This window comes from Gordonia lacunae (assembly GCF_002149015.1).
In the GTDB taxonomy this organism is placed as follows: Bacteria; Actinomycetota; Actinomycetes; order Mycobacteriales; family Mycobacteriaceae; genus Gordonia; species Gordonia lacunae.
Map to the genome: position 1 here is coordinate 1 of NZ_NGFO01000060.1, position 13411 is coordinate 13411.

The window sequence follows — 13411 nt, forward strand, 5'->3', positions numbered from 1 at the left end:
GGGGTCGCTTGCGCTCCCCGCACCTCAGGGGGCGGAGGGGGGTCGCTTGCGAGTGTTACACCCTGCTCCCTGAGGAGCGAGCTTGCGAGCGTCACACCCTGCTCCCTGAGGAGCGAGCTTGCGAGCGTCACGAAGGGTCTCGCAACCTCGGTCGCCGGACCCTTCGTGACGCGCCCTCCGCAAGCTCCGGACGCTCCTCAGGGAGCAGGGGGTTGCGCGCCCTCCGCAATCTCCGGGCACTCCTCAGGGAGTAGGGGGTCACGCGCCCTCCGCAAGCTCCGGGCGATCCTCAGGGAGCGGAGGCGGGAGGACCGGGTCACGCCCCCGGCGCGGCTCCGGGCGAGGCCCCATCGGCGAGGTCCATGGCAGTGAGGAGCAAGCGGGCGACGCGGGCGTAGGCCTGGTGCTCGGCCTCGCACAGCGCGATCTCCTCGTCGCCGAGTTCGGCTTTGCGGGCCGTCGTGAGATTGTCCATCCACTCGCGCATCTCGGCGGCGCAGATGTCGAAGAACTCGTGCACGCGTTCGCGGTCCTGGTGGCACGCCGCGAGGACGGTCGTCGGGGACAGCGTGTTGTCGAGCTTCTGGTTGACCCGCAGGAGACCGAGTAGGGCGCCGGGCAAGCGATCGCCGCGTCGGCGCTGGTCGAGTTTCGGGCTGCTGTCGAGCCGCCTGATCATCTCGCCGCGGGCCGACCGGGCGAAGTCATCCCAACGGCGAAGGGCGGCATCGAGATTCGCGGGATTGAACACCGCGACGTCGATCCGGCGTTGGGCGTAGACGAGCCCATTGCGCACGACCACCGCGACCTCGGGCCACCGCGGCGAGAACTCCGCGACGACCATCCCGAGCAACGAGGGCGCCGGCACCGACGAACTGAGGATGGTCACGATCTCCAGCGAGCGTGCGTCGCGGGTGGGTCGCAGGAGCGAGGTGCCGGCGGATCGCAGGAAGATGGCCTTTCGCGGACTGACCACCGCGGGACGTCCCGCCGCGGTCATGGCGGCGCGGACCAGTTCGACGAGATGGTCCTTCGACTGCGGGACCACCCCGCCCTCCACGGGGGCGTCGACGAAACGGGCCGGCGCGGTGAACCGGAGTGTGTCGGCGTCGGTGGCGCGGACGGCGTCGTCGAGATCGTCTGCGGCCGCTCCGCCCGACACCGGCCGGCCTCGGTCGGTGTCGGTGTCGAGATCGTCTGCGGGCAGGGGTGAATGGTGGCGGGCGAAGGACGGGTCGCCGATGCTGACGAACGACGGATGGATGACTCCCCACACCTCGCGTAACGCCCGCACGGCGGCGTCCGCGAGGTCGGTGAAACGGTGGGGACGGACCTCGAAGCAGAAGGCGCTGCGGCCCTCGAGCCGACACCAACCGCGGTCGACGATGTAGGCCGCCTGTCGCATCCACCGGTCCTTGTCGGTCCAGGTGAGGTCGCCCGCGGAGATGGTGCAGCGCAGACGTTCGGTCGACCCGAGGGATCCGGCCACTGCGAAGGTCATTCGCCGGCGCCAGCCCCCGGCGGCGGCCTCGACGATGGCGAGGCTCTGACCCGGCAGGAGGCGTGGCACCCGGACCGCGAGAGTGTCGGCGAAGTCCCGCCAGGCCGCCTCGAGGACGGCGTCGAAATCGGGGGACATGTGGGGTTCCTCCTGGACGGGACGTACGCGGACCGGATCCGAATAGTACGACGTGGAGCGGACACCCGGGGCGACACCCGCGACAGAACTACAGGGGCGCCGAGTGCTCGACCGTCTCGCCGTAGACGGGGTGCCAGGGGAGGTCGTGGGCGGCGTAATCGGCGCTCGTCAGGGCGGCGCGTGGCACAAGTTCCCCGGTGAGCGACTTCCACGTGATCGAGTTGACGATCCGGACTGCGGCGGCGTCCGACATCGTGGGATGCCAGGTGTCGGCGGACTCGAGCGGACCCGTCACGCGCGGCGCGGTCAGGCGGGGACGTATACGGGCCTGTTCGACTCGCGAGATGTCGCAGAGCACGCACGTGCCGGGAGCCGACGGCAGGTGGCGGCGGCGTCGGGTCCAGGCGTCGGCGCGCATCGGGACGACGATCAGCTGCACGAGCGTTCCGAGTCGGCCGCCGTCCCCGACGGTGTGCGTCGAGGGGGCGAGGAACTGCCGGTCGTCGAACGCGCCGCCGACCGGCCCCCGATGGGAGGCGAGCGACGGTTGCGTGGGGACCTCCAGGTAGTCGCCGGCGTCGAAGTCCGGCACACCGGTGAAGGGCTCACCGCTGATCGCGTTGATGCCGTCCACGCCGACCATCACCAGGAACGGATGTAGGTGCGGCGAGGAGAAGTCCAGCCAGGTCGCCTCGGACTGCCACATGGGGATGGTCGCGTGCGCGTCGCCGTCGGGTGAGCCCTGAGCGAGGCGCAGGGCGCCGTCGCCGCCGGCCGAGCCGCATCGTCCGACCGGGTCGGGGGTCCGCAGCGTTCGTTGGAACGTGACGTGCAAGCGCGCATCGCGACCGAGTTCGGGGAAGGTGAACGTGAGCGCGCCGCGATCCGTGGTGATGGCCATGCGGGGGCTCCGATCGGTGACGCGAACCGCTGAGGGTGGCCTAAATAATTGAACGCCTCGCCGGCCGCCGGCGCGATGGGCGGCGTCGAAAATCGTCCGCGCAGACTACGTTCACCGATGATTCGGATACCGATTTGCCGGGATCACTTGGCCGTCGAGCTGCTGTCCGCGGTGTCGTCGTCGGACAGTACGACGACGCGGAGAGCGGCCCGCAGGTTGTGCGTGGTCGCCTTCCAGGCGTCGGCCTCGTGGCGACAGGCATCGGCCTCCACCGCGTCCGACGCGGCGGCTGCGTCGACCGCCGAGCGCCGCCACGTCAGGTGCTGCTCTTCACTGGTGTGGATGTAGGAGAGGATGTCGGCCTGGTTGTAGCGGCAGATCTTGGCGACCTCGCGGGCGCTCAACGACCGGCCGTCCGGATCGAGCTCGAGCAGGGTCTGTAGGGCGTCGGGGAGCCGGCCGTCGTTCCGCGCGGTCAAGGGTGTGTCCTCGCCGACCTTGGCGATGACGGACGGCGCGCAGTCGGCCAGGAACGAGAACCACTCGGCCAGGGCCGAACTGAGGTTGTGCGGGTGGAAGACCGCGCATTCGACGGTCAACGTCGCGAAGACCTCGTCCTCGAGCAGGTGCACACGCACCGCGGAACCCATGGTCGGCTGGGCGGCCACGATGTCGGCGGCGCGCCGGCGGTCGGTGATGTCGCCGGCCAGGCGAGCGAAGAACTCGAGGCGCGGTGCGTCGCTGCGCGGACTCAGCCACGACGAGACAGGCTTGGTGGGCAGGGCGATGTCACCGTCGGCGTCGGTCTGGATGCGGCAACCGGTGAGATCCTCGAGCGAGCCGACGAGCAACGCGCGCAGATGGTCGGCGTCGAAGGGCTGGACCGCGACCTCGATCCGGGGTTCGGGGCGAGCGGCGGGGGAATGGTCGAGGAACGCGGGGTGCACGACCTCCCAGACCTGTCGCAGCGTCAACACCGTCACGTGCGCGAGCTGATCCACGCGGCGTCGGCCCACCTCGAAGATGTGGGTGCCGTTGCGCAGACGCCGCCACCCGAGGTCGGCGAGCAGTCCCAGGTGTTCGGCGAAGTACTCCGGGGTGGGATGGAGGTCGGTGTCGACGATCGTGCATCGCAGCCGGCGCGAACCGGTGATCGCGAACCGCAGCGTCCCGTGCGGACCCTCCGGGATCATCGGGTCCTGCTGGATCGTGAGGGTCTCGCCCGGCTCGAGATGCGACAGGCGATCGCCGACGTGCAAGGCGAACGTCCGCCAGGCGTCGTCGATGTTCGAGTCCACGGTGAAGTCGGTCATGTCGACGACTCCCTTCCTCGTGCGCTGACGTGCATGCGCATTGTGCAGCGATGTCAGGATCGGGAGCACGCTCCACCGAGCTGTTCGACGGCCGGCCCCGAACCCGCCTTCGGAGTTCAGATTAAGTGACCTGGCCGACAGACTTGGTCGGTTGAACAGACCCACGACGAACTCTTTGACCGAACCGTACTCCTAGGTCGGCGACCTGGCTGACTCAGGCACAGGTTGTCAACCGACAACGAGTGCTTGTGTCCCCAGCGCTGGGGACACCGCTACGAGAGCGGACGGGCTCAGACGCTGAGCGGTTGATGCCAGGTCAGCGTCACCGAGGTCCCGCCGGGCCCGCTGGACACGTCCGATGCGTCGCTGAGCGCCGAGATCAGCGCGAGCCCGCGCCCGCGATACGGCGACGACGAGGCATCGGATTTCCAGCGCCCCGCGTCGGTGACGGTGACTTCCAGTGACTCTTCGCGCGTCGTGTGCGCGCGGACCTCGATGGCACCGGACGGGGTGCCGGACGCCGGGCTGCCCGAGTGCGCGTCGGCGGGATACGCGTGTTCGGCCGCGTTGGCCACCGCCTCGTAGACCGCGAGGACGATGTCGCTGCGGCGTTCGGCGTCCACGCTGACCGTCGCGTCCAGCCACTGCGCGAACAGCTGCCGGAAACGGTAGGCGGACTCGGGGGTGGCTGTCACGGAGAGTGTGAGGCCACCGTCGGGGTGCTCGGGAGGCCGGTGGGCCGATGAGATCCGGACCATCTGCGTCTATCCAGCGGGACGGTCGGCCAGCCCCTCTGTGGTGGTCATGGCCGTGACCGCGTCGTCGAGTGTCGGGTAGAGGACCATCGTCTGGTCGAGCCCCATGATGGTGAGGGGCCGGGTGGTCGCCGGGCCGGCCGCCACGACCCCGAACATCCCCCTGGGCGCGATGGCCTCGTGTGCGGCGACGAGCGCTGCCATCCCGGCCGAGGCCAGGAACTCGGTGGTGGTCAGGTCGATGATCAGGCCGTCCGGCTGCCCGCTCAGTGCCTGAGAGACCGCGTCGGACAATTGCGGAGCGGTGAGCACGTCGATGCTGCCCTCCACGGTCAGGATCACCAGTTGCTCGTGGGCTGCGGACACCACACTCATCAGGGCGCGGCCGGCACTCAGGCCACTGTCGTCGACGATCACGGCGTCAGGATGTTCTGCCTGCATCGGTGGTGGCCCTCTCTACGGGGGACTTCTGCAGGCCGACTCGCGGCCCCGTCCCGGCGAAATGTATGACGGCAGCTGCTCAACCGGTGCAGTCCATCGTGCCACGAGACGACGCCGCGACGGTACCGGGGTGCGCGAAATTCCCGGGAGCCGGAACGATGCGACTACTTGCCGAACAGCCGGTTGAGGAACGGGATGGTGTCGGCTTGCGACCGGACCAGCGTTCCGCTGTGATCACTCGGATAGGTCCGGAAGGTCACCGGCTGGCCGTTGGCCGTCAGCGCCGCCGCATACGCCGCGGTGGTGGGATAGGGCACGTCCGTGTCCAGCAGGCCGTGGCCCATGAAAAACGGTTTGTCGAACCCCTTTTCGGGCATGCCGAGGTACTCGGCGAGGGTTGCCGAGAACTTCGGCAGGCTGGTCAGCGGTGCCGAGAAGTAGTCGCCGACGGAGACTCCCCGGAGCTGCTCCTCGAACTCGCCGACACACTGGGTCTCGGCGAGGGCCACGTACTTCCGGCCGGTCGGCGTGAGGATGCGATCGATGCCGAGTTCGGGGTGCGCGTACCGGAGACCTGCGGTGATGTAGCTGAGGTAAGCGGTCAGCGACGGGGTGATCGCCACCGGCGGTACGCCCGGGCCGGCGATCTGCACCAATCGTTCTATGTAGGCGGGCGTGCCGGTGCCCACGGCGCCGCGGTAGTCGAGTGCGGAACCCCCGAACTCGGTGGCATAGCGCGCCGTGTAGATCGCCGCGCCGCCACCCTGCGACTGTCCGACCGCCGCCCAGGAGCGCGACAATCGCTGCGCGACAGGAAGAGTCGAGGAGAACTCCCGACCTGCGCGCACCATGTGGACGACGTTGTGGGCCGTTGTCCGGCCGTCGAGGTAAGCGTGCAGACCAGGGGTGCCCAGGCCGGCGTAGTCGCTGGCGACGATCGCGTACCCCTGCTGCATCCACCTGGCCAGGTACGGCAGATCGCGCTCGGGGAGACCGGGTCCCCGGACCGAGGGCGCGCAGTCGTCGCCGATCCCGGAGGTGCCGTGGGCCCACGAGACCACCGGCCAGCCGCCGGGCGGAGCGGTGCCCTTCGGGATGAAGACGGTCCCGGTGCTCAGCGCCTTGTGGCCGAACGCATCGGTGGTGACGTAGGTCAGGACGGTGGCGTCGGCGGAGCCGGGCACCCAGAACTGCGATGCGAGCGGCCGCGACGAGACGACCGAACCGGTGTCGCCGAGGGTCGCCGGCGAGGCGATCGCCGTACCTGCGGTGAGGGTCCCGGCCGCGCCGGCACTCCCGATCACGACCGCCGCACACGCGGCGAATGCCAGAACCTTGCGATGCCATCGAGTCACGGTCCACACCGTACTGCGACCGGGTCGTCGCCGTCGATCTGCTCGGGTAAACCATTCTCGCTCAGGCATTGCGGTGTGCGGGGACGGGCGTCTTGGAGTCGCGCCTGGGACCTAGTTGTGTCCATACACGGCCATGGCGGTGTCCACGCAACGGTCGATCAGGTCGGCGCCGATCGGTTGGTTTGTGACGAGGAGCCGGAAGTAGAGCGGCGCGACGAGAGTTTCGATCACTTCGCGAGGGTGGGCGTCCGTGCGGATCTCTCCACGACTGATTGCGCGATCCACAAGTGGTTGCGACAGCTGGAAGCGGTGATCCCAGAACAACATGCGCGCCGAATCGACCTCGGGATCGCTCGACAGGGCCAGCGAGCTGCCGAGGAGGCGGGCGATCGCCGGTTCTGACAACAGGCCCGCGATCTGCTCTGCCAGCTGGTGGAGATCGCGGCGAAGACTGCCGGTGTCGGGCATCGGGTTGCGCGCCTCCGCCAGATCCTCGAGGGCATCGGCGACGAGCGACGGCGGTGTCGGCCACCGGCGGTACACGGTGGTCTGAGCGACGCCGGCCGCCGAGGCGATGGTGGCGACGGTGAGTCCGTCGAGTCCCCGATCGGCGATGTGTCGCAACGTCGCGTCGAGCACGTCGCGCCGAACACGGGCCGTGCGGCCGCCAGGACGACGGGCGATATCGGGGGATGTGGTGTCGCTGCCGTGATCGGGCATGTCGTCCTTCGTGGTCGGCTTCCTGGTCGGCTCGCGAAGGCGGTTGACCTGATGCGAGGGACGCTCTACTGTCACGCTAACACTAAGAATTGTAGCGTTAAGGGGTCGCCGTGCGAACGAGCGCTGTATCCATCGACGCGACGGTGGGCGGTCGGCTCCTGCGTCGCGAGCAGGTGCTCGCGTGGGAGGACCGTCGAATCGGGAAGGCGGCGCGGCGAATCGGTGTTCCGGTGCCGACCGCGGGGGATATCGAGGTACGGCGAGAAGCGCTCCTGCACGCCAAACTAGAGCTCGGTGGTGAAATGCTCGTCGAGCGGCTCGGCCGAGACCCCCGGATCTCGGGACCGCTGGCGCGGGCCCAAGCCGCGGTCAGCTCCCACCGCCGGGTCAGCGTCGCGCGTCTCGCGGTGACCGGCGGTAGGGCCGATGACTTCGTCGCATGGTTTCGCGAACAGACCGTGCAGTCCAACGAGCCGGCCATGCTGCGGGCGTGTCCGGACCGCTTCGTCATCCGTACCGATGCCGATGGACGCCAAGAGGTCATCGAGACAACCGGCGGCAGTCCGCTGACAGCAGCGTTCCTGGTCGACTACACCGACTCCGATGGGCTTGTCACGCCTGCACATCCGGACTACCCACATCAGATAGCGGGAACCGCCAAGGACATCAGGAGCGGTCGATCGATCGGCGGTGTCCGCCACCAGTTCCGCGACATCCCGGGCGGTTTCGAGGCGTTCTTGACTGTCGAATTCCCGCTACCGACCATGCCCGTCATGGTCAGCGGGCATCGATGGCACCTGGCATGTGAGTTCTCCAACTGGATCGAAGCCGCGCTCGGCTGAGGTCGAGGCGGGTGAGTTCGGCCGTCGGAACGAGTGCTCGCGGCAATACGCTGGGTCGGACGATCCCGACAGAGACGCGCAACGGTATGGCATTGCAGACGGTCGAGCTACGACCTCCGCGACGTCGCGCCGGGTTGGTTCAAACCCGCCCTCGCCACCCACCCCGACAGGCAGCGCACCGAGGGGATGTGGATCGGCTTTGTCTACGGCTTCGACGGCCAATGGACACGGTCCGGCAGTGACCTCGATGGTGGCTTCACCCAGCTGTCGTAGTATCTATTGTCGAAACTTCAACTATCTTGAGGGACAACAACTCTCACGGACTCGGCGTGACTCGTCGATGATTGAGCCGGCCGTCACCCCGAAACCAGGAGCGAACATCCTGGCGCGCGCAGGACCCGCACGCGTTTCGATGAGGAGTTGATGTGCTGCCTGGTCGGCCATGGTCAGACGACGGTTGTGACCACCTCAGTCAGATGGGGGGTGGCGCCAGGGTCGCTGCGTGGCTGTGGTTCGCCGGGCAGAATGTAGTCGCTGCTGGTGACGCCCTTGTCGCCGCTTTGGAGTGCTGCTAATGGGCGGCCGAGGAAGGCTTGGTAGCCGATGAGGCGCCCGGCGGCGGTGTTTTCGTAGGAGAGGTATTGCACCCACCATTCGACGGGTGTGCGTAGTAGGTAGGTGCGTCGGCCGGTGCCGATGATGTGCCAGGTGTCGTCGAGGAGGGTGGCGGCTTCGGTGATCACGCTGCGCCAGTCTCGTGCACTCATTCCCATGCGGAAATGCCAGTAAGGTTCTGTCACAACAAGTTAAACCTTGTAGATGGTGTTGCCGTGTTCATCGACGCGATTGGAGAACTCGATGAGTGAGGGGTTGCGGTCGCAGATGAGGTCGTAGGCGCGCTGGGAGACGATGAGTTCGCTTCCTTTGGTTCGAATTCCGAGGTCGTGTTCGAGGGGTATGCCCCAGATGTCGAGGCAGTGCAATGGCGGTAGTTCGCCGATGGCGTCTGGGTCTTCGACCCAGGGGGCGATGCTGGTGGTGCACGGTCCCAGCCGGTACCCGGTGAGTCCGGCCTCGTCCATTGCTTCGGCCAGCTCCTCGGTGACCGCATATGTTCCAACCGAGGTAATGATCTCTGTCCTTAGGGGGAACTCGAACTCCATCCGCGCCGACACTGTCCGGAGAGGAGTGCGAGGTTCATTTGCATAGACCTCGTCCATTGCATTCGCCGGTACCTCTGGGCTGAGTAGGTAGAAGGGCATTGGGGCCTCCGGGGTGGGGTGCTGGGTTGTCATTCGCCGATCCCTGAGTAGTCGCTGTAGGGCCCCAATTGGCCGGTCCAGCCGTCCAGGATCATCTGCAAGAGTCGAAGACGGTCGTCAAGATCCATTTCACTGAAGCGTGAAACCTGATCTGCGCTTAGTCCGAGGTCGAGGAGGATTGTCTCGAGATCGCCGGAGGTGACGGTGTCGGGGTTGGGAACCATTCTGTCCCCGAACAGAACGTCTATCAAGAACGCTCCGAACAGGAGCCCTTCGCGTGCGACCTGGGCTGCGGAACCGTCCATGGTCTGCGGAGCAGGCAGAACCCCCCAGCCCTCAAGTGCGTCATAGATGGCGTCCCACCAGATGTCGAAAACCACCGCCGACGGATGGCGGGTCCCCGAACCCGTCGGCGACCGCGGCGATGATGCACTACTCGGCGCCGCGCTCACTATCGCATCTGCTGATTGCAGCGCCGCCGAAACGTTCCTGGCCGCGACATCTACCTCTTGTGTCGCCGTCTTCACCTACGTCCTACTCGGACTGTCCGGATATCTGCCTGAGTCCCGCAGACGACGCCACACGGTCGCCCGTGTGACCGAAAGACAGCCGCAGGCCACGACGTCAGGATAACCAGGCACGACATGAGATACCGTCAGGGTTACCTGACATCGGACCGACTATCGTCGAATTAGTTTGTGCCAACACAGCTTTCGTTACCAGCGACGAAGGGTGTGTGCAGGGGGTGAACGCACTGTCGGCGCCCGGCTTCACGGAACGATGACAGCAGGTTGATGGCTGGCGGACGTGCGATGTCCTCGGTGGTGGTTGTCGACTGACGTATCGCGCCGCAGTGCTGGCCGCCGCCGAATCGACGACGGCCAGCACGCGCCTGGGTTAGTTGAGGCCGAGGGCGGTCGCTGCCGCATCAGTTGTCGCTGAGGCTAAGACGAGAGCAGTGTCGAAGGACTCTGTGTCGACGTCAGTGGTCGCGCTCTGCGATCGGATGCGGATAGCCCCGGCGTCCGTGCCCGCGGTTGTCTCCCAGTAGACGATGGCCGCATCGGCCGTGCTCAGCACGTCGACGCACGCGGCTTCGACGCTGCGTTCGCCGATCGTAGCGGCGCCCGCGCGTTCTACCCGGAATCCGACATCGGTCGCGGCGGGGACGACCATCTCGGGCACCTGGTCGTCGGCGTGCGTCAGTGCGATCGACCTGTAGCGGGAGCCGAGAGAGCTGGCGAGTAGGCCGCCGGCCGGGTGCGCCGTCAGCACACCGTCGAACACGACCGGCGTCTTTTGGACGTGGTTGTTGTGCGCAACGTAAGCGATTCGCCCGCCGTCATCGAGCGCGTCGACGGCATCGGTGATGCGCCGAGCGACATACACCTCGCGGATCGTCGTATCATCGACGCGCACTGTGCCCGAGAAGAGATCGGCCATCGCGCGCAGCATGACGTCGGTCGTCGCGGCCGCGTCGGCGAGTGCGCTCGCCTGTCGCCACAGATGCGCATCGTCGCCGGCCTCATGCACCACGCAGAGCGCGTGGACGCGGGCCCGCAGCTGAGCCAGGTGCACCGTGAGCGAGTCCTGGGCCGACCGCTCGAGCGCGAGCCACGACATGGCGCTGGCCGCGGCAGAGCCCCCAACGATCTGACCTGCCAGCTCTCTCGTTGACCCGACGAGCTCGGCGGCAGCTGGGTCGACAGCGGCGAGTATGTCGGCTAGCGGCGCGACGCTCGGCTCGATCGTGAGGGAGTTCGGCAGATCCACACCCAGCACACGAATGTTGTGACCGCGCGGCAGTCGACGACGGAGGTCGACGAGGAACGTTCCGTACAGCGCCGTGGTCAGCGGTCCGACGAGCGTCCCCAGCTCCTCAGGCCGCTCTCCCGCGAGCCACTGCTCAACCAAAGGCGCCTCGTCGTGGCCAATCTCGAGAGCGACGCTGCCGGCGCCGACCTCCCGGATGAGCGCCTCGACAAGGCCTGCGCGTGCAGCGTTGAACTCAGCGACGAAGTGCGCCGACTCCCCGACGCCCACGACCTGAGCGTCCGAGACGAGCTCGCGCAGCCTCGTGTCTGCGAGTGGGTGCTGCGTGTCCCAGACGACAGCGGTGAAGGATGGCGCCGCTGGCGCGGCGCAATGAAAGTGGTTGGACATAGAAAAGCACTCCTTGAATTGAAAACGGCATGCGAAATAGACCGGACGTGCCGGTCGAGGACAAACGCAGTGCCGAATCAGAGAAGGATGCTTGCGATCACCCCTCGATCGTAGCGACTGGCTATGGAGGTGTCGCCACCAACACCGTGGCCAGTCGATGGCACAACGGGTGCCGGTGGCCAACGCAGCGTGGCCGCCTGCTGCAGTCACCCGCGGAGGGTTTCACGCCTAGATGTTGCCCGGCGCAGACCCGCGCAGCTCGGCTCGATCGTGAGGGAGTTCGGCAGATCCACACCCAGCACACGAATGTTGTGACCGCGTGGCAGTCGACGACGGAGTTCGTCGAGGAACGTTTCTGTACAGCGCCGTGGTCAGGGGTCCAGCGAGTGTCCCCAGCGCCTTAGCCACCAGCGCTTGGTTTCTGCGCTGCCTGGTTCGGAGGTGTGAGTGGCCGCTGATCGGTGCCGTCGGGGTTCATCGACGCCACCTGGGACTGGCGAGATGACTCGAGATCGTTGACGGGCTCTTTTGTGCTGTCAACCGCCCGGGTATAGAGGATGCGGGAGCCATCTGGCAAGAACGTCGGGTCCACCGCATAGGTTTTGGTCAGTGATGTGATCTCGCCTCCTTTGGCCGGCATGGCGTAGAGTTCGGACCCGTTGTTACCCCCGCGGTTGCTGGCGAACACGAGCGTTGAGCCGTCGGGGGAATACTCCGGGTCGGAATTGAAGAACCGATCACGCAGGACAGTCCTAGGTTCTCCTCCTGCGATGGGGATCTGCACGAGGTAGCCGTTTTTGCTGTATATCAGCTCGTCGCCTGTGGGAGTGAACTCCATGTCGTCTGGCGTCTCTCCAGACACCACCGCCCGCGCGTTTGATCCATCGGAGTTCATTACATAAATCGTGCGGCCGCTAAGGAACGCGATTCGTTTGCCGTCCGCGGAGTAGGCGGGGCCGCCTGCGAGTGCATCCGCCCGGATCAGATGTGTTGCACCGCTTGACAGTGTGTACTTGGTGAGACCGTCTTTGCCGGAGTACACCACTTCGCGGCCATCCGGGGAGACTGTTGCGTCTGCGCTATAGACGCCGTCGGCAGCCGGATTCGGGCCCGTCGGCGAGATGGGCTCGAGACCAGACCCGTTGAGGTTCATTACATAAACGATGCCGAAACCATCGTCGAAAGCCACGACAGGCTGCGCCTGTGCTGGGGGCTTGGATGTCTCGGATGCAGAGCGTTCTGGCGGCGCATCGTCGGCGCATCCCGCCACCAAGCCACCAGCAACGACAACAACCAGAGCTATCCGCCAGGCATGCATGCCGAACACGGTAGCAGCACAGTGTCATCCGTCACTGGCAGCAGTAGTGTTCGCCCGTCCATGGCCGCGCGGGCGAGCCGCCGACTCTACGAAAGAGAGCAGCGGGGGGCCGCCGCCTCGACTCTGTGTCAAGGTTACTTGGCACAAAGTGAATATCGGCGCGTGTAATCACATGGGGCACGGGCACTTATATGACCGAACGTCTTAACCGACGTAGCGCAAGCGGCCGGCAGGACCAGCGGATCGGGCCCACGGAGCGCCAAACGTGATGCAACCAGGCAGGGCATGCGAGGTGAGTGCTCCACGTTGATGGTGCCGGAGGTGCTGACCGCCGCGCCCGCCGGTCTGCCCGACGGTGTCCTGGTTAGCGCTGTTAGACCACGAAGCCGGCCGCGGCCGGTGACTAGCTGTACTGACCACGGACGTTAGGTACGGCCTACGGCGTGGCGTGGTGACATGAAGAAGACCTCCGAGTGGAGTGCGAGCTGTCTAAGGAACGCTCCCCATCCTCGGAGGTCTTCGTGTCCCACCGTAATGCCCCATTGTCAGAAACCGGGCGTCTGCGTCTGGCCCGCTGCATCGTTGAGGACGGTTGGTCGCTGCGCCGTGCCGCTGAACGATTCCAAGTCGCGGTGACCACCGCCCAGCGATGGGCTCGGCGTTACCGCGAGCAGGGACCGACGGGCATGGCCGACCGCAGCT

The 13411-nt window shown here is 66.7% G+C and carries 14 protein-coding genes; 2 read left to right on the forward strand and 12 right to left on the reverse strand.

The window, feature by feature from the left end:
- Nucleotides 1-316: 316 nt before the first annotated feature.
- The 7 genes from CA982_RS25545 to CA982_RS25575 form a co-directional block, all read right to left on the reverse strand.
- Entirely contained in the window at nt 317-1639 is a 1323-nt protein-coding gene (locus CA982_RS25545; RefSeq protein ID WP_086537894.1) for a TY-Chap domain-containing protein, read from the reverse strand.
- Between the two features lie 88 nt (nt 1640-1727).
- The gene (locus CA982_RS25550) at nt 1728-2540 is read right to left on the reverse strand and encodes a hypothetical protein (RefSeq protein WP_086537895.1); all 813 of its coding nucleotides are present in this window, start codon (nt 2538-2540) and stop codon (nt 1728-1730) included.
- A gap of 143 nt (nt 2541-2683) precedes the next feature.
- Nucleotides 2684-3853: a TY-Chap domain-containing protein gene (locus tag CA982_RS25555; protein WP_086537907.1), complete on the reverse strand. Its 1170-nt coding sequence runs from the start codon at nt 3851-3853 to the stop codon at nt 2684-2686.
- A 290-nt stretch (nt 3854-4143) separates the two neighbouring features.
- Entirely contained in the window at nt 4144-4548 is a 405-nt protein-coding gene (locus CA982_RS25560; protein ID WP_244176506.1) for an ATP-binding protein, read from the reverse strand.
- Nucleotides 4549-4617: 69 nt separating this feature from the next.
- Nucleotides 4618-5049: an STAS domain-containing protein gene (locus CA982_RS25565; RefSeq protein WP_086537897.1), complete on the reverse strand. Its 432-nt coding sequence runs from the start codon at nt 5047-5049 to the stop codon at nt 4618-4620.
- Between the two features lie 164 nt (nt 5050-5213).
- The gene (locus CA982_RS25570; RefSeq protein ID WP_425269112.1) at nt 5214-6404 is read right to left on the reverse strand and encodes a prolyl oligopeptidase family serine peptidase; all 1191 of its coding nucleotides are present in this window, start codon (nt 6402-6404) and stop codon (nt 5214-5216) included.
- Between the two features lie 111 nt (nt 6405-6515).
- Nucleotides 6516-7124, reverse strand: coding sequence for a TetR/AcrR family transcriptional regulator (locus CA982_RS25575; RefSeq protein ID WP_244176507.1), 609 nt, complete (start codon nt 7122-7124; stop codon nt 6516-6518).
- A gap of 110 nt (nt 7125-7234) precedes the next feature.
- Here CA982_RS25575 and CA982_RS25580 point away from each other — a divergent pair, with 110 nt between their 5' ends.
- On the forward strand, nt 7235-7966 hold the full coding sequence (locus CA982_RS25580; RefSeq protein ID WP_086537900.1) for a hypothetical protein: 732 nt from the start codon (nt 7235-7237) through the stop codon (nt 7964-7966).
- Nucleotides 7967-8412: 446 nt separating this feature from the next.
- On the opposite strand, the gene CA982_RS25590 is transcribed toward CA982_RS25580, so the two are convergent.
- The 5 genes from CA982_RS25590 to CA982_RS25610 all read right to left on the reverse strand — a co-directional run bounded on the left by CA982_RS25590 (nt 8413) and on the right by CA982_RS25610 (nt 12709).
- Entirely contained in the window at nt 8413-8709 is a 297-nt protein-coding gene (locus tag CA982_RS25590; RefSeq protein WP_144066125.1) for a hypothetical protein, read from the reverse strand.
- A gap of 63 nt (nt 8710-8772) precedes the next feature.
- Nucleotides 8773-9261: a hypothetical protein gene (locus CA982_RS26510; protein WP_144066126.1), complete on the reverse strand. Its 489-nt coding sequence runs from the start codon at nt 9259-9261 to the stop codon at nt 8773-8775.
- Nucleotides 9258-9755 carry a hypothetical protein gene (locus CA982_RS25600; protein WP_144066127.1) on the reverse strand — a complete coding sequence of 166 codons (498 nt, stop codon included), beginning with the start codon at nt 9753-9755 and terminating at the stop codon, nt 9258-9260. Before CA982_RS25600 ends, CA982_RS26510 begins: the two co-directional genes overlap by 4 nt.
- 370 nt (nt 9756-10125) lie before the next feature.
- Nucleotides 10126-11601 carry an erythromycin esterase family protein gene (locus CA982_RS25605; RefSeq protein ID WP_144066128.1) on the reverse strand — a complete coding sequence of 492 codons (1476 nt, stop codon included), beginning with the start codon at nt 11599-11601 and terminating at the stop codon, nt 10126-10128.
- A 190-nt stretch (nt 11602-11791) separates the two neighbouring features.
- Nucleotides 11792-12709 (reverse strand): TolB family protein, encoded by a 918-nt coding sequence (locus CA982_RS25610; RefSeq protein ID WP_144066129.1) that lies wholly within the window; start codon nt 12707-12709, stop codon nt 11792-11794.
- 521 nt (nt 12710-13230) lie between these two features.
- Between CA982_RS25610 and CA982_RS25615 the strand changes: the two genes are divergently transcribed.
- On the forward strand, nt 13231-13411 hold a 181-nt coding region (locus CA982_RS25615; RefSeq protein ID WP_144066106.1), incomplete at its 3' end, for a helix-turn-helix domain-containing protein.